Origin of the sequence: Polaribacter litorisediminis (assembly GCF_019968605.1) — a bacterium.
Classification (GTDB): Bacteria; Bacteroidota; Bacteroidia; order Flavobacteriales; family Flavobacteriaceae; genus Polaribacter; species Polaribacter litorisediminis.
Map to the genome: position 1 here is coordinate 842,202 of NZ_CP082966.1, position 19,291 is coordinate 861,492.

Annotated in this window: 14 protein-coding genes and 2 pseudogenes; 7 read left to right on the top strand and 9 right to left on the bottom strand. The window is 31.3% G+C overall.

Going from position 1 to position 19,291, the window contains the following annotated elements:
* The first annotated feature begins 373 nt into the window (after positions 1-373).
* Entirely contained in the window at positions 374-1,651 is a 1,278-nt protein-coding gene (locus K8354_RS03655) for an IS1380 family transposase (RefSeq protein WP_223445440.1), read from the top strand.
* Positions 1,652-1,963: 312 nt separating this feature from the next.
* Positions 1,964-2,828, top strand: a pseudogene (locus tag K8354_RS03660) (IS3 family transposase); the annotation flags it as partial.
* A gap of 131 nt (positions 2,829-2,959) precedes the next feature.
* Here K8354_RS03660 and K8354_RS03665 read toward each other — a convergent pair.
* From K8354_RS03665 to tnpC, 6 genes are all read right to left on the bottom strand, one after another.
* Positions 2,960-4,228, bottom strand: a complete 1,269-nt coding sequence (locus tag K8354_RS03665) for an alpha/beta hydrolase-fold protein (protein ID WP_223445442.1) — start codon at positions 4,226-4,228, stop codon at positions 2,960-2,962.
* 182 nt (positions 4,229-4,410) lie between these two features.
* Positions 4,411-5,853: a serine hydrolase domain-containing protein gene (locus K8354_RS03670; RefSeq protein WP_223445444.1), complete on the bottom strand. Its 1,443-nt coding sequence runs from the start codon at positions 5,851-5,853 to the stop codon at positions 4,411-4,413.
* Between the two features lie 212 nt (positions 5,854-6,065).
* On the bottom strand, positions 6,066-7,529 hold the full coding sequence (locus K8354_RS03675; protein WP_223445446.1) for a serine hydrolase domain-containing protein: 1,464 nt from the start codon (positions 7,527-7,529) through the stop codon (positions 6,066-6,068).
* Between the two features lie 107 nt (positions 7,530-7,636).
* A complete protein-coding gene (locus tag K8354_RS03680; protein ID WP_223445448.1) occupies positions 7,637-9,064 on the bottom strand; it encodes a serine hydrolase in 1,428 nt (475 codons plus the stop codon).
* Positions 9,065-9,427: 363 nt separating this feature from the next.
* A complete protein-coding gene (locus K8354_RS03685) occupies positions 9,428-9,817 on the bottom strand; it encodes a tetratricopeptide repeat protein (protein WP_223445450.1) in 390 nt (129 codons plus the stop codon).
* Between the two features lie 61 nt (positions 9,818-9,878).
* The gene (gene tnpC, locus K8354_RS03690; protein WP_223445452.1) at positions 9,879-11,255 is read right to left on the bottom strand and encodes an IS66 family transposase; all 1,377 of its coding nucleotides are present in this window, start codon (positions 11,253-11,255) and stop codon (positions 9,879-9,881) included.
* 451 nt (positions 11,256-11,706) lie between these two features.
* On the opposite strand from tnpC, the gene K8354_RS03695 reads away from it, so the two are divergent.
* Positions 11,707-12,234, top strand: a complete 528-nt coding sequence (locus K8354_RS03695; RefSeq protein WP_223445454.1) for a hypothetical protein — start codon at positions 11,707-11,709, stop codon at positions 12,232-12,234.
* A gap of 618 nt (positions 12,235-12,852) precedes the next feature.
* Here K8354_RS03695 and K8354_RS03705 read toward each other — a convergent pair.
* On the bottom strand, positions 12,853-14,286 hold the full coding sequence (locus tag K8354_RS03705; protein ID WP_223445456.1) for a sodium:solute symporter: 1,434 nt from the start codon (positions 14,284-14,286) through the stop codon (positions 12,853-12,855).
* Positions 14,287-14,376: 90 nt separating this feature from the next.
* Between K8354_RS03705 and recR the strand changes: the two genes are divergently transcribed.
* On the top strand, positions 14,377-14,994 hold the full coding sequence (gene recR, locus K8354_RS03710; protein WP_223445458.1) for a recombination mediator RecR: 618 nt from the start codon (positions 14,377-14,379) through the stop codon (positions 14,992-14,994).
* Between the two features lie 36 nt (positions 14,995-15,030).
* Here recR and K8354_RS03715 read toward each other — a convergent pair whose 3' ends face one another.
* A complete protein-coding gene (locus K8354_RS03715; RefSeq protein ID WP_223445460.1) occupies positions 15,031-15,432 on the bottom strand; it encodes a lipocalin family protein in 402 nt (133 codons plus the stop codon).
* A gap of 566 nt (positions 15,433-15,998) precedes the next feature.
* On the opposite strand from K8354_RS03715, the pseudogene K8354_RS03720 reads away from it, so the two are divergent.
* Positions 15,999-16,106 (top strand): annotated as a pseudogene (locus K8354_RS03720) (recombination mediator RecR); the annotation flags it as partial.
* A 396-nt stretch (positions 16,107-16,502) separates the two neighbouring features.
* On the opposite strand, the gene K8354_RS03725 reads toward K8354_RS03720, so the two are convergent.
* The gene (locus tag K8354_RS03725; protein WP_223445462.1) at positions 16,503-17,333 is read right to left on the bottom strand and encodes a universal stress protein; all 831 of its coding nucleotides are present in this window, start codon (positions 17,331-17,333) and stop codon (positions 16,503-16,505) included.
* Positions 17,334-17,525: 192 nt separating this feature from the next.
* Here K8354_RS03725 and rimP point away from each other — a divergent pair, with 192 nt between their 5' ends.
* Together rimP and nusA are read left to right on the top strand one after the other, a co-directional pair.
* Positions 17,526-17,987, top strand: coding sequence for a ribosome assembly cofactor RimP (gene rimP, locus K8354_RS03730; protein ID WP_223445464.1), 462 nt, complete (start codon positions 17,526-17,528; stop codon positions 17,985-17,987).
* A 12-nt stretch (positions 17,988-17,999) separates the two neighbouring features.
* Positions 18,000-19,253 carry a transcription termination factor NusA gene (gene nusA / locus K8354_RS03735; protein WP_223445465.1) on the top strand — a complete coding sequence of 418 codons (1,254 nt, stop codon included), beginning with the start codon at positions 18,000-18,002 and terminating at the stop codon, positions 19,251-19,253.
* Positions 19,254-19,291: the final 38 nt, after the last annotated feature.

A 19,291-nucleotide genomic window follows, 5' to 3' on the forward strand; every position in this document is an offset into this window, starting at 1 on the left:
AATTTATTTTTCTAATTTTGGTTGATAAAAAGTAAAATTATAGAAAACTCTTTCGAAATTATAAATCAAAAATTAGAACGTATTGAGGCTTTATATGAAAATCTAAATTGAATTATTGGTAATAAAAATAGCATTGCGACATATCCAAAAATTATGGATGTAAAGGAATTGGTAGATTATTTAAAAGTATCTAAATCTTATATTTGTAAAATGACAAGTTCAAACAAGATTCCATACTCCCTTAAATCCGCAGACAGATTAGACCAACCTTAGTCAAATCCAGTAAGGGAGATATATCCCTTACTGTTTTGACATTAAAAAAATATCACGTATTTTTAAGATTCCTACATTTTAAAAAAATGTGAATATTGGTATGAAGGTAATAAAAAGCAACAAAACAATCACTCCTTTTGCAGGAATATCTTTTGTAAACGAATCTTTTAAAACATCTGGGATTGCCAATCTTATTGATTCAACCTTGGGTAAACGTGTAAAAACCGTTGGTTATCAGTATAGTGACATTTTCAAAAGTTTAACCAGCGTGTTTATGAGTGGCGGTGATGTTATAGAGGATTTAAATACAAGTTTTGGAAAACACCTAAAGGACATTCCTCACAACAATGTTCCTAGCCCTACAACTGTAATCCGCGGTATAACTAAATTGACCGTAGCAAATACGAAATTCACTTCAAAGAATGGCGTTACTTATAATTTCAATATCAATACTCAAATGAATCGGTTAAACCTGAAGAGTTTGCTGTTAACCCAACAGCTAAAAGCAGGAAAATCATACGATTTTGATTACGATAACCAAATTATTAAAAACTCAAATTACGATGCAAAAACAACCTATAAAAAGTGTAAAGGCTATCTGCCAGGTGTGGCAACCATAGGAGATAAAATTGTTTATATTGAAAATCGTGATGGTAATGCCAATGTAAAATTCGAACAAGCTCAGACTTTAGAACGTGCATACCAATTACTAGAATCTGAATCAATAAAGATACATCGTTCTCGCATGGATGCAGGCTCCTATTCCAAAGAAATAATTGATATTGTGGATAAAAACAGCCAGTTGTTTTACATAAGAGCAAATAAAAGCACCACTGTATTTGAGCAGATCATGGAGGTTGAAAATTGGCAAGAGATAGAGCTGAACTATAAAAAATACGAAGTAGCCTCGATACCATTCAAGCAATTTCATCAAGAACGTAATTATCGTCTAGTAATTATGAGAGAAAAATCAAACTCGACACAAATAGATTTGTTTACAAAAGACCATATGAAATACAGGACTATCTTAACAAATGACTGGGATTCTAGCGAGAAAGAGGTGATTGAATACTACAATCAACGAGGCAAAGTCGAAAAGGTGTTTGATGTAATGAATAATGATTTTGGATGGAAACGTTTACCCTTTTCCTTTTTGGATCAGAACGGTACTTTCATGATAATTACGGCAATGATTAAAAATTTCTATACGTATTTCATAAATATTGTGTCAGAGAAATTTGAGGATTTAAAGCCCACCTCTCGATTAAAACGTTTTGTTTTTAAATTTATAGCTGTAGCAGGTCAGTGGATTTATGAAGCAAGACAATACAAGCTTAGATTGTTCTCTGATAAACCCTATTTTGATTTAAAAATTTGATTTAAAAATGTAACCAACTGACTTTAAAGGGATAACTACATTTATTCCACAAACTTAAGTGACTTATAATCAGTGATTTAACTTAAACGCATTTTAGCCGTTTAGAAATATGTAATTTAACAGAAATAGCATGTTAAATAGTAATCTAGTTTTGATAAATCACCCCCTTCAATTATGCTATTTTTATGGAAAACACGGTAAAATTTAAATTTAAAAGAATAATAACTATAAAAAAAGTTCAATAATTAATCGTTTAATCTTGTTGTGGATTTGAGGACTCTAAAAAATCGTCACATCAAAGGTAGACACTCCAAGATGTGTACATGTATGATAGTTAGCAAAAACGCCTATTATCATTGGCTTAAAAACAAAGATTCAGGTCTTGCTGAAACTCCCAAGGAGTATCTAAAAAAACGGATTAAAGCTATTTTTGAAGGTAGTAGAGAAATATATGAAAGCCATCGCATTCAAAAAAAGCTAGAACGAGAAGGGCTTGCATATTGTAGATCTTATATAGGATTACTTATGAAAGAAATGGGATTAAAAAGTGTTTTAAAACGCAAATTTGTGGCAACAACAGCTTCAAACCACGCTTTTCTAATAGCAGAAAACGTCTTAAACAGAGACTTTGAAAGTTTACAAATTGGAGAGAAATGGATTTCAGATATTACTTATATTAGAGTGAATGACAACTGGAACTACCTAACCACTATCATAGATTTAGCAGATAGAAAAGTGGTAAGTTGGACTTTAAGCGAAGATAAGACAGCTCAGAGCACCATTGTTAATGCATGGTATTTAGCTAGAAATAAAAGACAGATTAAGGCAGGCTTCATTTTTCATTCAGATAGAGGCGTACAATATGCCTCTAATAAGATTACAAATCTATTTTCTTTCAATAATAAAATAACACAATCTATGAGTAGAAAGGATTTGAGATTAAGAATAAAAACGTAGTTTTTGATAAAAAAGGAACGTTGTGGCTGAAAGCTTTTTTAAGACCATTAAACACGAATGGCTGTACAGGTTCAAATTTACTTCTTACAATCAATTATATAAATCTATTGAAGACTATATTGATTGGTATAATACTGAAAGATTACACTCTTCTTTAGGGTATTTAACCCCTTTAGAAATGGAATTAAAATTAAAAGGAATTTTTAACAAAGCGGCCTAAGAAAATTATTCACAAAATTACTAGGAAGTCCAGAAAAGTACAAATTATCAAAACTTGCACTCATTCTGCTATTTTTTATACACGTTATTACCATTTCGTTTTTTTGTAGAGTTCGTTTTAAAAATCTATACTTACAGTTGCTTTAGACTATTCTTGTATTCACTTAATCTTCTATCAACATTTTTAGTTCCTAAATCAACTGCTTTTTGATAGTATTTCTTAGCGTTCTTTTTGTCATCCATTTGTTTATAAACATTTCCTAAGATATTATATGGTCTTGCTGCTTCAGGAAATTTATCGATATAATAACTCATTAGCATCATTGCCATTTTAGTATTGTTGTTTTTTAAATAAAACGTAGCAAACATACTTGCGTGATTATAATGTGTAATACTTAGCATATCTTTTGGTAAAAAATCTTTAATATAACGATTGAAAGCATCATAGTTTTCATCTGTCATAGCCGTGAAAACTATGCTTTTGCATGAGTATAGATAATCCGTTGTATTTCTTTCCTCTGAAAAATGATATTTAACTTTTCTTTTCTCATAATACGACTCTAAATACTGATTTTCTCCATTTGAAATATATTCTTCAGTTGTACTAAAACGCAATACAGGATAATATTCAAAATTGGATTCAATTCCTTTATGAATGGTTTTAAAGGCTGTTGTAGGATGAGTCTCTTCACTAAGTTTTTTGTAAGTCCATTGGAAGTTTTCTAGATGATTTTCATTTAGTAATTTGACTAAGTTATCTACTCCATATTGAGCAGGGTAGTCAGATTTTCCTGTAGTGAAAAATAGAGATGCATTTAATTTGTTATTTGATTTCAGTAAAGACTCTAATGCTTCATAACGATACTGATAGCTCTCGTTAAATGTTTTATCTAATGGAACTGGACTTGCAGCTAAATATCCAGTAAATAAATGGGGTGTTGCACCCAAAACATCAATTACAAATCCTCCAGAAGCTTCCCAGCCAAATAGTAAACGCTCATCAGCTGTCCTAAATTTTTTATTTATAGAAGGTATTAGTTCTTTTTCTAAAAACTGATTGAACTTTTTAGATTCTCTAGTGTACCATCCACGTTGATTTACAGCGTTTTCAATACCAACAATTATTAAATTTGGTGTCATTTTAAAACGAGAAAAATGTGTTTGAGAGGTAACTCCTTGAGAGAAAAACCATTTCCCATCTAATACATAAACTACCGGATACTTTTCTTTAGAATTAGTATAATCTTCGGGTAGACTAATTACTAATTTCACACTATCTTTTAATTGCTCAGATTCAACATATTGGTGAATATAATTAAAGTTCGAATTATTAGTTGTTTGACAATTCGCTTGAATATTTAGAAAAATCGATAATAATATTAATAAGCAAAATCTCTTCATGGTAATTTCTTGTTTTTTGAGTGAGTTCAATAATGAAGGCTAACGGTTTCGTATAACCGTCAGTTACGGGTTAACATGCATTAATTTTCGGTTTAGCACAAACTTTAGCAATTCCGAGTGGATTGGGACGTAGTCGAATCCACCGTAATTGCGGTTATACATTGTAGTAAAACGTTTTTAAATCACCAACCAAAAGCTGTAATTTGATTCTGTTCATTGAATTTTAGGTCAAAGCATGGAGTTAATTCTTCAATTACACCTTGTTTTGATTCTAATAGTATATCATAAGTATCGTCTTCATATTCTAATGTGTATACTAACTTGTAATCTGTAAATTCCTTTTGCATTGCATTAAAATAATCTCTAAAACGCGTGTGTTTACTAATATCAGGAATGTGAGTTTTCATAAAGATTTCTATGGTTTGCATAGTGTCTGTTTTCAATAAGACAGATAAAAATTTGTTAATAACAGCCATATTTTTATTAGGTTCTTCACCTGCACCATATTTAGTGCTGTTCATTTTAGGAACGATAGGTTCATAGTTTTCATCAAAGATTAATTTTTCTATTTCTCTACCAATCCTACGTGTATCATACCTAACAAGACTGGTCATGTAAATGATAACAGTATTTTTTTCCTCAGGGAGTCTGATGAAGTTGGAGTAATTAACCCCATTATAACCACTATGGGCAATTCTTTTTGTATTTCTATCGCTATTAAAAATAAACCACCCATATCCATAATACTCACCTTTATTTATCAATGAATGCGGTTCCGTCAAAAGTGTAGTCGATTCTTCGTTAATAAACTTATGCTCTTTTAAAGCAGTATACCATTTGTACATATCTAATGGAGTAGATAGAATTCCACCATTTCCTTTTTGATGATATGATATTTTATTTGAGTTTATTTTCCATTTCTCTAAATGTGTCCCTCTATCTTCTTCGCATTTGTAAGCACGTGAAATATTGTTTTTGTTCCAATTGGGCAGTATGTATCCTGTGTTTTCCATTCCTGCTTTTTTAAAGAAAACTTCATTTAAGTAAACCTCATAATCTTGTTGGGTTATTCGTTCAATGATTATCGTTAATAAAGTGTATCCAACATTTGAGTAGTTATATGAACTACCTGGAGTAAAATCTAAAGTTGAATGAAAAACTTTTGTTAAAAACTCTTCTTTTCCAATAGGGGTAAAATCACCACCGCCAGGAAGGTTTCCCAAAATTCCTGAAGCATGAGTAAGTAATTGGTGAATGGTAATTTTTTTCTTATCAACAGGAACATTATCAAAGAAACTTGGCAAAGAATCTTTTACAGACAATTTACCTTCTTCTTGTAACTTCAAAATTGCAGTAGCAGTAAACTGTTTTGTAATTGAGCCTATTGTGAAAACGGTTTCTTCGTTAGTTGGAGTTTTCTTTTTTCGGTCACTTATTCCTAGCCCTCCTGAGTAAAGTATTTCCTCTTCTTGAGCAACTAATATACTACCAGAAACTCCATTTTCTTCACATTCTCTTAGATAAGATTTAATTCTGTTTTTTAGAATATTTTCATCCTGATTGGTCTCTTTGCAAGAAGTGAATAAGCTAATAATTACAATTACAGGAAATAGTATTTTTTTCATTTTTCGATTTTGTTTTAAGATGGATGAAAACAATAGGACGAACATATCTGTAGTATATTACAGCATATATCAAGTGTTTTACAACGGTCTCGGCTATGAGTAGTTGCGTGGGTTAGCACTTAACTTTGCAATTACACACCAAACTGAAAATCCGCGAGGATTTTCAGAAGTAAGTAAGAACAAGCAATTACTTATAGCCATTGTGTGTGCAGTTAATTTTGCAAACTCTTTTTAAACTTTTTTATTTGATTTTCAGCATTTGAATTGGATGGATTTAATTTCAATGCAATTTCATAATTTTTTATTGCTTCAGAGTTCATTCCTAATAAAGCATAAGTTTCTGCTAAACTATCGAATGTGTTTCCACTTTCAGGGAAAAAATCAACATTCAATTTGAATATTTCTAGTGCTTTTTCAATTTTATTTATTGCAATCAATTTATAGCCCCAATTGTTTAAGTTAGCTTCGCTAAATTTTATTTCTTCCTTATTTTGTAGTTTTTCTGCAATCGAAATTGCTTTTTCGTATCCTTTCAATTCTAATTCCTTGCACAATATTTTAATTGAGGCAGGTAAACCAAAGCCATTTTCCACTTTCATCTCTGGAATATAAAAACCAGCTATTTCATCAATAAATTTTGAAGGAAGACCTCCCATTAAGTTAGTCAAGACAACAATTGATAAACTATCATTCGGGTAAACAAAAAATGCTGCTCGATTTCCTCCAGCAGGGGCAGCAGCCGGGTGTTCTGAACGATTAGCCACCGGCCACCCTAAAGCATAACCGTTTAATAAATCATTAAACCCTTGGGTTTTACCATTAGTTAGAGTTGCCGGAGTCCAAAGTACTTCAAGACTTAATTGTTGACTCAAGAGCCCGCCCGCTTGTAAAGCAATAACCCAATTGGCTATTTCTGTTGCTGTTGAACCCATTCCTGCAGTTGCTTGAAGTATTGTAGGGAAAATTGCCGGTTTAATATTTGAAATATTTGGACCATAATAATAAGTGTACCGTCTAGCCGAATGAGGAATTACATTATTGAGATTTGAAAAACCAGCTTCTTCCGTCCTTTTCATACCTACTTTTCGAAATTGATTTTCTATAATATAATCAGTAAAGGGCTCACCACTTACTTTATCTATAATCATTCCAATAAGTGCATAACCAAGTTGATTGTATTCAAATTTAGTGTTTGGCTCGAATGACATAGGAAGTGTTTTAGCCAATTCCCATGATGCTTCTATCCCTTGCTCAGAAATTAAACCTCCAACATCATCGCTCAAAATATGAGGCAGCCCAGAAGTATGAGTGAATAGTTGTTTTAATGTAAGGGATTTCCATGTATTGGGTAAATCAGATATATACGTACTGATTTCAGCATTTAAGTCAATTTTACCTTGTTCAACGAGTTGCATTACTGACACTCCAACAAAGGCTTTTGTAATTGAATTAATCGAAAATACTGTTTCATTATCTACAGCTATGGAGTCTTCTATATTAGCAAGCCCATAACTTTTTACTTTAACTAATTCATTGTTTTTTACAATGGCCAGCTGTAAGCCAGGTATTTTTCTCAAAGTCATTTGAGATTCTATAAAACTATCAATACTGTCATTCTGTGCGAAAGCATAGTTGATGCTAAGTAATATGATAATTATACTTATTTTGTTTTTCATAGTATTTTGGTTACGGTCTCGTATATGAAAAGTAGCGCTGAAAATAAGCTGTTACTTTTTGGATTAAACACAAAACCAGTATTAACTATAGCCATTGTTGTGTGCTTTTATTGAATTATTTTTTCAATTTTATCAATCATTTCATCAGCAGTTGTATTGTTTGGATTTAACTCCAAAGATATCTTGTAGTTTTTTAGAGCTAATTCATATTCCTTATTTATAAAATAAGCTTCTCCAAGACTATCGTAAGGATTCGGGAATTTTGGAAATTCGGAAACCAATAATGTAAATATTTTTATTGCTTCTTCTACTTTGTTTTTTGATAATAATTCATATCCAAGATTGTTCAATGCATTTTGATTTTCAAAATCATATGCATCTATATTATCTTTCTTTAGTTGATGATATAAAGCAATCCCTTCATCTACATTTTGCATTGTTTTAGCTCTAATTTCCTCTTCTATTGATTTTTTTCCATTCGGTTTTAAATCATTCGAAAGTCTCCTAGCGGCGCGATGAAGTAAGTCGCCTGTAACCTGTGTACTGGCGTTTGTGATGATAGATACAGCCATATTGTATGCGGGATAAACATAAAATACATTTTGCATACCCATTCCTCCTCCATGGTGGCTATAATGGATAGTTCCATCGTCATTATTTCCTATATTCCAATAATACCCTAATGAAAAATTTGAATGAACAGTAAAATTAAGCCTGTGTGATTCTACTGCAGCTGCGTTGGTTGTATCTAAGTGTAATTCCATATATTTAACAAGGTCAGCAGTTGTAGATTTTAGACCCCCGTCAGCTCCCCACGTTGAAACAGGCGAGTAAGGCATCCTATTTCCCTTCCCATCATAGCCGTTGGCTAATCGAATTTGTTCATCTTCAGATAGCCTCATCTTTGTACTGGTCATCCCATTTTTTTCGAATATGAACTCATTAAGTAATTCGTCGAATGATTTTTGATACACATTTTCAAGAACATGAGCCATTAAGTTAGGCGCTAAGTTGTTGTACTCGTAAATAACACCTGGAATGGTATCAAGCACAGCATTTTTCAATTGATCGAAAAACTTTTCCTTATTATAATTCTTCATAGCCTTCTCAACTTCTTGACCAAATTTAAGCCAATTGTTGCCTCCTTTTTTGAATGCATCTTCAAAACCTGGTATGTTAGCGGGCAAACGACTTGTATGCGTTACTAAGTCTTTAATCGTGATGACTTTATTTTTATACTGAAAATTTGGATAGTCATCCTTCAAATATTTTCGGATATCGTCATCTAAATTTAACTTTCCGTCCACTACAGCTTGTGCGACCAAGGTTCCTGTTATGGTTTTAGTTACCGATGCAATTTCATATATCGTTTCATCATTCGGAGTATTTCCTTTTCCGGAATCCAATTCGCCATAATGAGAAGTATATGCTATACCATCCTTTAAAATACCTATGGATACAGAAGTAATGGTTGAGTCACTTAACATAGATTGAGCGGTTTCATCCATAGAAGTTTGTACATCTATTGTTCTCATTTCAGACTTATTTTCTACGTTCTTTCCACAGGACATAAAAGTCAACGCAATTAGAAGCGATGGAATCAGTTGTTTTATTTTTTTTGATTTATTTTTTTTTGTTATTAATTGCAAATAATGTGACTTATTTTTAGACATTTAGATTATTTTGTTTTAATATTAATATTTTAAGTTTGTTATTAGACGATAGAGATCAAGAGAGGTTACAATGTTTTTTAAAATTAATGCCAACGTTGATGCGTATGGATAGTTGCGCGGTTAAGCGTTAAAGTTAGCAAACAAATCACAGATAGAAAATTCCAGCGGTATTTTCGTAAGTCGGCAGTGACCTAGCAATTAATTATACATGGTGTTAGCCTTTCGTTATTTTTTATTTAGAGCTTCAATCCTTTCTTTATAGTAATCTTTACCACTTAATTCAAAGGCCTTGTTTAAGTATTTTAAGGCATTCTTTTTGTCGTTTTGAGATTCATAATACTCAGCCATCGAATCATAGGCATTTGCACTTTTTGGATTTTTTTTGATGTTCATTTCAAAAAACATGAACGCCTTCTTAGGTTGTCCCATTTGCATATTCATGTAACCATAGCCATTTAACATTTCGTCTATCATTGGTGCAGTGGGTACACCAAAATGTTCGGTATAGATTTGTTCCTGTTCCTTCAATAGCGAAACCAATTCTTCTATAGGGGTTTCTGGATTATTATATTTTTGAGGAGATTTAAACTGATACCATTCAAAAAGAAAAATCAATCCATCTCTTATTGTTGGTAGCGGAACAGTACCATGTAAATCTTCATTATAAACCTTGTAACTATTCAGCCCAAACAGTAATAAAAGGATTTTTCAGAAAAGCATTTCGAATATTTTCAAGCACATTTTCCTTATTTTTCTTGAGTGTGGTTATGTATCCTCTAATGCAGGCAAAGTAACTTGCATGCGTTTGAGCTCTAAAACAACCAGACACTTTTTGCTTGACTTTAATCATCCTGAGATCTCTTTCGGCTTGATTATTATCAAAAGGAATTTCAGCTTTCTCGATAAATTTAAGAATTAGATATTTGTGTTTTTCTAAAGCAAAAGCTAATCGCTCTTGATCAGTTTTTGTATACTTTTTATCGTATTTTTTTATCACAGGTCTAATGATGTTGACATACTTTTTAAATATTTTGGAATAATAGGATGCTTTTAGATTTGGATTTTTCTCTTTCATTTTTTTAGCATCAAGAAGTAATTCTTTAATTTGTTTTGCCCAAGTGGCATTAAAGGCTTCTTCTACATAAATAAGATCTCTTAAAATATGGGCATTGCAAAGACTGTGTTCACAGCCATACCCAAAATAGCTACTAAATCGATCATGAATTAGGGTGCCTTTATAAAGTGCCAATAACCCAATTTCATCCATCGCCTGTCTGCCTCTGTTTAAATGATGTGCAAAATAACTGATACTTTTATTACTGATTACATGCATCCAAGATATTTTTCCGTTTAGACGAATACCTGTTTCATCGGCATTTAATATGGGGCTCTGTAATAATTGCTTTTTTATCTCTTGCTCATATCCCTCTAACCGAGTAACACAGACCTCTTGAAAATTAGACAAACTACCTGTAGACATGCTGTGACCTGTTAAATCTGCAATGAATTCTTTACAGCGTGCATACGGTAACATTTGATAATTTTGGAGATAGACACAGAGCGATTTTAGGTTGTTTCCATATTGAGTTTTTTGGGTAACTCCTTCTGGAAACTTTGCTGTATTTTGAGTACCACAAACCCTACAGGTTTTCTGTATTGCTCTATGTTCTGTGACTTGTATTTTTATAGGCGGCAAATCAAAAATTTGTCGGGCATCATAAATCTCGCTGCTCTTTGGTAAGTTATTTCCGCAGCAATTGCATTGGCTAATATCGTGAATTACGGTAGTATCTGGTGTAGCAACCATTTCTAATTTACTTCCCTGATGTCCTTTTTGACCGCCTTGAAGCTTATTGGATTTGGCTCGCAAACTTTTTGTTTTCCGATACGGATCTTGCGAAGGAGCAACACTACTATTACCACTATTTTTAGGGTTTTCGTATTTTGAGAGTTTGTTTTCTAATTCTACAATACGCAAACGTAGTGCAATATTCTCTTTTTTTAGAATCTCAAAATCTCTTAATAGTTGTTTTATAATCTCTTTATCGGTCAAAAATAGTTGTTTTATCTAAGGTCGGCAACTAAATAATAATGACCAAAAGTTAGCCAAAAATACAATCATTGACTTATCAACCAATGTGAATAAAACAGTGCTTTTTTACTAAACCTTAAGAATCTATTGAAAATCTAACTAAAATTGTTAATAATTAACAAACTTCCGCTGAATAGTTACAGAAATTGAGAAAAACGATTATAACCTCAATATTTCTAGATATGTAAGCACAGCAAAACCAGAACCTATAATAAATCTAAAGGAAGTAAATAATAAAATAGCAGAAGTAGAAACCAAATCAGCAGAAGCATTGGCAGAGCATAATGGCTATTTAAAAGAGTTAGGTTTAGATACGATATAAAGTAAATAAGGTATGCATTTATATTGTTTAGAATCGAAAGGTTTTTAAAGTGTTACCCTTTTATTGTTATAGAAATATAAAGTTGAATTAATGCCAAATAAAGATACAAAACCAAGAAAAAGAATAGCGCTTCGCGATAAAAATATTCGTGTTTCAAGAACAGGCGGTATAGCAGCAACAAAAACAGTTTCTAAAGATGGGTATAGTGCTACCATAAATACGAATCACGGTTTAAGGCTTCATAAGAGACTTTTTAAAGGTGCTAGAATGGGGTTTCAAAATGGTAATTTTCAATTTATTGGCAGATATAATAGTGGTCCTTTAAATTTTAATATTTCTAAAACAGGAGTTAGCACTTCTGTTAAAAATAAAAGAGGTGCTTATAATGTATTAAAACCCAATTATTCTAGTTTTAAATTGGCAGGTGTTCAGGTTCGTGGCAAAAACGCAGCGATGCTTCAAATCATTTATATTATTTTTACGATAACTATTAATATCGTTAAATTTATTTGGCACGCTACTATTTCAATACTATGGTTTGTGTTTTTAATCGTAAAGTGGTTTGTAGATTTTATGGTAGGTTTCTACAAAGGTTTTAAGAACAAAGACCTCCAATAAAAGTTGACAGACCTACAATTAAAAAGTAGCTATTAGTAGTTAAAAAAATAGACTAAATAGTATATGCCTTATGTGGTTTCAACAAAAAAAGAAATTAGTATCGTTGCTATTTTAGCCTCCAATAAGTTCGGAGTATTATTTTAGATAGTAATAGGCAAAATTCCGCAAGGAAATTTAGGAGGGTTATCAGGGAAAGTAGGTAAAGCAATTGGGTTAGTTGGAAAGGTATACAAACACGCTGTAAACCTATTGTTGTAGTGTGGTATAATATTTGGTTTATAGTTAATATATAATATTTTTGTACGCTACAGTGCCCACCCAATCTTTGCATTGGCGCTGCACTTTAAAATACTGAAAAAAAAAACCAGACTTGCTCTGGGTTTTTTTATTTTAGTAAAAGTAAATTAAGTTTTTAAGGTCAGTAGTTAGGAACATATAATTTTACTTTGATCTATTTTTTCAGCTTTCACCATTCTTATTATCAAATTATTAAAAATGTTCTTTTTGCTTTTTGAGCGATTTCTAAAATTATAGTTCTATAAAATAAGTGCTTTTTACAAAGCTGAGTTGGTTATTGAGATTCAATCCTCAATGCATTAATGAATAGATTTTTAAATGCTATTTTTTCTTACAAATAAAGAGTCCGATAAAGGTTAAGAATCCATTTAAAACGAGTACAAAAAAGCCAAAATCAAAATTATAAATTATAAAACTATAATAGCTGATTAAAAAAGTTAAGATAGGAGCTAGGATGCAAATTAGCGGAACAAGTTTATCTTTAACTTTTAATTTTGTAAACAACCCGAAGCCATATAAACCTAACAAAGGACCATAAGTGTAACCAGCAGCTTTAAAAATATTAGCAATGACACTTTCATCTGCAATAAAATATTTGAAGATTAAAATGGTCCCTATTAAGACCAAGGAAAATACTACATGAATTTGCTTTCTAATTTTTTCTTGATTTAGAACGTCTTTCTTTTTGTCTATTTCTAAAATATCAATACTAAAAGAGGTTGTTAAAGAGGTTAATGCAGAATCCGCACTCGAATAGGCAGCAGCAATTAAACCTAATAAAAAGAAAATGGCCGCTGTTAAGCCTAAAGTTCCCTTGCCAGCAATTTCTGGAAAGAGTTGATCCTTGTGTGCGTCAATTCCGTTTTTTTGAGCATAATCGGTTAATAAAACTCCTAAAGCCAAAAAGAAAAAATTTACAATAACCAAAACAATGGTAAACCAAAACATATTTTTTTGAGCGTCTTTTAAATTTTTACAGGTTAGGTTTTTTTGCATCATATCTTGGTCTAAACCCGTCATTACAATGGCTATAAAAGCACCTGCTAAAAAGCGTTTCCAAAAATAATTTCCTGTTTTCACATCCTCAAAAAAGAAGGTTTTAGAAAGTTTGCTGTCTGCAACATAAGAAAATATATTACTGATTTCCATCTCAGAAGAAATGGTGTAAATACAAACACCAACAGCAATCAGCATAAATAAGGTCTGCAAAGTATCTGTCCAAACAATCGTTTTTATACCACCTTTAAAAGTGTACAGCCAAATTAATAAAATAGTAATCGTTACGGTTGCCCAAAACGGAATTCCATAAGCATCAAATAATAATAATTGCAATACATTAGCCACTAAAAAGAGTCTAAAAGCGGCGCCAATAGTTCTTGATAATAAAAAGAAACTTGCTCCAGTTTTATAAGAATAGTTACCAAAACGGTCTTGTAAATAGGTGTATATAGAGGTTAAATTTAACCGATAATAAAGCGGTAATAACACCAAACCAATAACAGCATAGCCAACAATATAGCCAAAGACCATTTGCATATAACTCATACTTTGCGCTTCTACCCAACCAGGAACCGATATAAACGTAACGCCAGAGAGCGAGGCGCCAATCATACCAAATGCCACTAAATACCAGGGAGAAGAGTTATTTGCTTTAAAAAAAGTATTGTTATCAGCAGATTTTCCGGTGAGATAAGAAATAAACATTAACACTGAAAAATAACTGATAATTAATAATAAAATATGGATGGGTTGCATGAATTCTTTAAAGATTTTAAGCTACGAATATAGAATTTTTTAGGAGAATAAAATTGTAAATCACTTGTCAAAAATTGTACTTTTGTGCCCATGGATTTTTCATCAAAAATATTAGAAAACGCAGTAAATGAAATGTCACGATTACCCGGAATTGGTAAACGAACAGCGTTGCGTTTGGTGTTACATTTGTTAAAGCAACCAAAAGAGAATACAACGTTTTTATCTGAAGCGCTATTACACTTAAGAAATGATATAAAAACCTGTGAAAAATGTCATAATATTTCTGATACCATTTTGTGTGATATTTGCCAAAATCCTAGAAGAAATTCGGAAATTGTTTGTGTTGTAGAAGATATTAGAGATGTAATGGCCATTGAGAGTACTTCTCAATATAAAGGTCTGTATCATGTTTTGGGTGGTAAAATTTCTCCTATTGAAGGCATTGGACCTCAAAACCTGCAAATAGAATCTTTAATAAACAAAATTGAAAAAGGCGAAACAAAAGAACTTATTTTTGCGTTAAGTTCAACCATGGAAGGTGATACTACCAATTTTTATATTTACAAGCAAATAGAAAAATTTGAGATTACAACCTCTACCATTGCACGAGGAATTTCTGTAGGTGATGAATTAGAATATGCAGATGAAATTACTTTGGGTAGAAGTATTGTAAATCGAATTCCTTTTTCTCAATCTTTAAAAGCCTAAAAAAAAGCTCACTTAAAAAGTGAGCTTTTTGAAATTTTAATTTTTTTGATATGTTTCAACTTCATTAGTATCTATAGTAACACTAAACACTGTGTTGTTTTGTGAAAAAGTAATTCCATAAGTTTCGGTATTACCACCACCAAAATTAAAAGTGTAATTAGAGTTGCCATTGCTTACCCAAGTAAAAGTTCCAGATTCGCTTTCGCAAACATTGTCTTCTTCATAAAACCCTAAAACAGAAGCATTGCTGTTTTCTAAAAAAGTAAGTGTGTTTTTTCTTGTGCATTCAGTTGACGTTTCTACACCTGCTTCTTTGCTGGAAGTTAATTGCCAAGTTCCAATAAGACTATCTTTAGCAAGAGTAGTGTCATCATCATCACTTGATGAACAAGAAGATAGACCAATAATAATGGTAAGTAAATAGATAATTTTTTTCATTAAATTTATTTAAGGGTTAGTTCGCAAGATAGTTTTAAAAAAAAAATAGTGAACTATAATTATCTATTATTATTATTATTATTATTATTATTATTTAGTGTTGTCCGATTAAAATTAGCTAAAGTGTTTTAAAGTATTGATCGTATTGATTTTCAAGAGCCTTTAAAGTAGTATACCTTGCTTTTAAAACCGCTTTAGAATTTATGATGTATCGAAAAATTTAAAATCGTAATAATATTGTTTTTCAGTTAGTTAAAATCAAGTCTTTGTTCTTGATTCTAACAGCGAAAGCGGTCTTTTTATCTTTTATCGGACAACAATGATTATTATTATTATTATTATTATTATTATTGAAATTAGTGTAATTTATATATTTAAACTTTAAAATCATAATTAAAGCCCATTTAAAAAGCAGGCTTTCATCAATAACGAAAAATTATTTTTTGAGTTTTGAATATTTGGTTAAAATTTTAAACTTTAATAGTCAAAATTGGTTTTAACGCTTTTTTTTTTGATAAAGATTTAGTTACGCTTGAAGGAAATAAATATGATAATCCAGTCCTCTAATTGCAGGAGGAATTGCAGTTGGTGATGATTTAAAATATGCAGATGAAATTACTTTGGGTAGAAGTATTGTAAATAGAATTCCTTTTGAGCAGAGTATAAGAGGTTAAATAATTTTCACAAAAGTAAATATAATCACCTGGCCATTGGTGTCAGCTTCCGTAAGGGTAAATTTAGTATTGTTTTCAGAAAAAATAAATAGTAAATCTCTAACTGTACCCTTGGTGCTTTCCTCCCTATTATTGAGAATTTCCAGAGAAAAACCAATTACTCACTATTTGCGGACTAGCTTTGCAAGTAACGCCTATGTATTATAAAAAGTCTGTGTTAAAAACCCGGTTAGCTTTAAAGGAAAAAACAGTTTGTTTTGGCCAGTCGGTAGCTGTTTCTTGTCCTAAATCATCATACGTATTATAGGCGGATAAAAAAATAATGGTGAAAAGTAGTGTATATATTTTTTAAATAAAATGATGTTTTAAAACTCCAAGCATCCTAAATTTCAAATCTTAAACTTTTATCGTTAAAATAGGTTTTAAAGCGTGACTAGATAAGTTTTTTGTAACGCTTGCAGAAAATAAATGCGACAATCCACTTCTATTGTTTGTTCCTATGGCAATTAAATCTGCATTAATTTCTTCAGCGAAATGTAAAATACCTTTTTCAACAGATAAATCATTGTAAATATTAATTGAATGTTTTGGCAAGTCAAAGTCTGCAATGTAATTTTTTACTTTCTTTGTAGCTTCATGAGTGCTCTCAAAATTTAAAGTCGTGTTTATTTTTAATAAATGAATATTACTTTTAAAATGATTTGCAAAATCTAAGAACTTTTTAAAAACTTCTTTATCCTCCGTAATTTTAAAGTTAGAAGCAAAAACTAATTCTTTCATTTTTAATTTGTCGTTGTCCTTTTTAACAACAAGCACAGGTGTTTTAGAAGATCTAACAACTTTTTCTGTATTTGAGCCAATAAATATTTCTTCGAAAGTAGAGTGCCCTTTAGACCCCATCACAATCATATCTGCACCCATTTTATCAGCATACTTCAAGATGCCTTCATAAGGGTTTTGTAATTTTATTGCATAGTAAACTTCAAGGTTTTCATAAAAAAAGGTTTCTTTAAATTCTTGCATGCGCTGTCTTATTTTTCTTAAAAACAGCATACTTTCTGGAATGCTATAATTACCCACTTCGGCTCTGCCGGTAATTCCTGATGGTAATTCTATCAAGTGTATTAAGTAAATGGCGCTATCATATTTTTGAGCAATATCGTTTGCCATTTTAGCTGCAAATTCAGATTTTTCTGAAAAATCAACGGGGACTAAAATTTTTTTCATCTGCTTCGAATATTAAGCTTTATAAGGAATACAAATATAAGGAAATAATTGAATATATTTAAATTTGCTAAGTAATAAACATTTAGTATATTTGCACAGAATTTAAGAGTAAATTGATAATTGAGGGGACTTAAAGTCCCCTCTTTTTATACTCAAAAGCAATTTTTTTTGAGAATTTTGTAAGATTTTAAAATGGATCAAATTAAAGTAAAACAGTTAGTGAACGAGGCTTTAGCAGAAAATGAATCATTATTTTTAATTGATTTAGTGATCTCTGAAAACAACAAAGTTCAGATTACTGTAGATGGTGATCATGGAGTTCCCTTGAGTGAATGTATTCGGATAAGTAAAGCTGTTGATGCTAATCTTGATAGGGAGGAAGAAGATTTTTCACTAGAAGTTTCTACGCCAGATATTTCGCATCCTTTAAAATTGAAGAGACAGTATGTTAAAAATATCAACAGAATTCTAAAGGTTAAAATAGCGGAAGAGGAATTAGAAGGTACTTTAGTAGAGGCAGCTGAGGAAGAAATTGTATTAAGTTGGAAAGCTCGAGAACCAAAACCCATAGGCAAAGGGAAAGTTACTGTAGAGAAGACAGCGACAATATCATACAAAGATATTAAAGAAGCCAAAGTGAAGATTGTATTTTAAGTAAAAGATGTAATGGAAAATATAGCGTTAATTGATTCGTTTTCAGAATTTAAAGATAATAAAAGTATAGACAGAGTTACACTAATGTCTATTTTAGAGGAGGTTTTTAGAGCTACTTTAAAACGTAAATTTGGCTCTGATGATAATTTTGATATTATTATCAATCCAGATAAAGGAGATTTAGAGATTTGGAGAAATAGAGTGGTGGTGGCAGATGGTTTTTCTGAAGATGATAATGAAGAGATTGAGTTATCCGAAGCAAGATTAATTGAACCAGATTTTGAAATAGGTGAAGATGTATCTGAAGAAGTAAAATTAGTAGATCTAGGAAGAAGAGCTATTTTGGCATTGCGTCAAAACTTAATTTCTAAAATTTATGAGCACGATAGTACAAATATCTTTAAACATTTTAAAGATTTAGAAGGCGAATTATATACAGCAGAAGTGCACCATATACGTCATAATGCTATTATTTTATTAGATGATGATGGTAATGAAATTGTATTACCAAAGAGCGAACAAATTAGATCTGATTTCTTTAGAAAAGGAGATTCTGTAAGAGGTGTTATTAAAACTGTTGAGTTACGAGGAAATAAACCAGCAATTATTTTATCTAGAACTTCACCAACATTTTTAAATAAATTATTTGAACAAGAAATTCCAGAGGTTTTTGATGGTTTAATTACAGTAGAAGGGGTTGCAAGAATTCCTGGTGAAAAAGCTAAAGTAGCGGTAGATTCTTATGATGATAGAATAGATCCTGTTGGAGCTTGTGTTGGTGTTAAAGGTTCAAGAATTCATGGAATTGTTCGTGAATTAGGAAATGAGAATATAGACGTCATCAATTATACCAAAAACGAACAACTGTTTATAGCAAGAGCATTGAGCCCAGCTAAGGTAACCTCCATGGAAATAAAATTGTACGACGAAGAAAAAAATGGTAAAAAAGGACGTGTAAGCGTGTTATTAAAACCAGAAGAAGTTTCGAAAGCAATTGGTAGAGGTGGGGTTAACATCCGTTTGGCAAGTGAGTTAACGGGTTATGAAATAGACGTTCAAAGAGAAGGTTTAGAAGAAGAAGATGTAGAGTTAACCGAATTTATTGACGAAATTGAAGACTGGGTAATTGCAGAATTCAAAAAAATTGGTTTAGATACCGCCAGAAGTGTTCTAGAAACAAGTGTTGCAGAATTGGTAAAAAGAACTGATTTAGAAGAAGAAACAATTGTAGATGTTCAAAGAATTCTGAAAGAAGAATTTGAATAGTAATAATGCACAAAAGTGAAGTAAAAAGTATATTTTTA

Excerpts from the sequence above, each read along its gene's own strand:
- K8354_RS03665 (WP_223445442.1), bottom strand. The coding sequence starts at position 4,228 with ATGAAGAGATTTTGCTTATTAATATTATTATCGATTTTTCTAAATATT.
- K8354_RS03670 (WP_223445444.1), bottom strand. The coding sequence starts at position 5,853 with ATGAAAAAAATACTATTTCCTGTAATTGTAATTATTAGCTTATTCACT.
- K8354_RS03675 (WP_223445446.1), bottom strand. The coding sequence starts at position 7,529 with ATGAAAAACAAAATAAGTATAATTATCATATTACTTAGCATCAACTAT.
- K8354_RS03705 (WP_223445456.1), bottom strand. The coding sequence starts at position 14,286 with ATGCAACCCATCCATATTTTATTATTAATTATCAGTTATTTTTCAGTG.
- K8354_RS03655 (WP_223445440.1), top strand. The coding sequence starts at position 374 with ATGAAGGTAATAAAAAGCAACAAAACAATCACTCCTTTTGCAGGAATA.
- recR (WP_223445458.1), top strand. The coding sequence starts at position 14,377 with ATGGATTTTTCATCAAAAATATTAGAAAACGCAGTAAATGAAATGTCA.
- K8354_RS03715 (WP_223445460.1), bottom strand. The coding sequence starts at position 15,432 with ATGAAAAAAATTATCTATTTACTTACCATTATTATTGGTCTATCTTCT.
- rimP (WP_223445464.1), top strand. The coding sequence starts at position 17,526 with ATGGATCAAATTAAAGTAAAACAGTTAGTGAACGAGGCTTTAGCAGAA.
- nusA (WP_223445465.1), top strand. The coding sequence starts at position 18,000 with ATGGAAAATATAGCGTTAATTGATTCGTTTTCAGAATTTAAAGATAAT.
- K8354_RS03695 (WP_223445454.1), top strand. The coding sequence starts at position 11,707 with ATGCCAAATAAAGATACAAAACCAAGAAAAAGAATAGCGCTTCGCGAT.
- K8354_RS03680 (WP_223445448.1), bottom strand. The coding sequence starts at position 9,064 with ATGAGAACAATAGATGTACAAACTTCTATGGATGAAACCGCTCAATCT.
- K8354_RS03725 (WP_223445462.1), bottom strand. The coding sequence starts at position 17,333 with ATGAAAAAAATTTTAGTCCCCGTTGATTTTTCAGAAAAATCTGAATTT.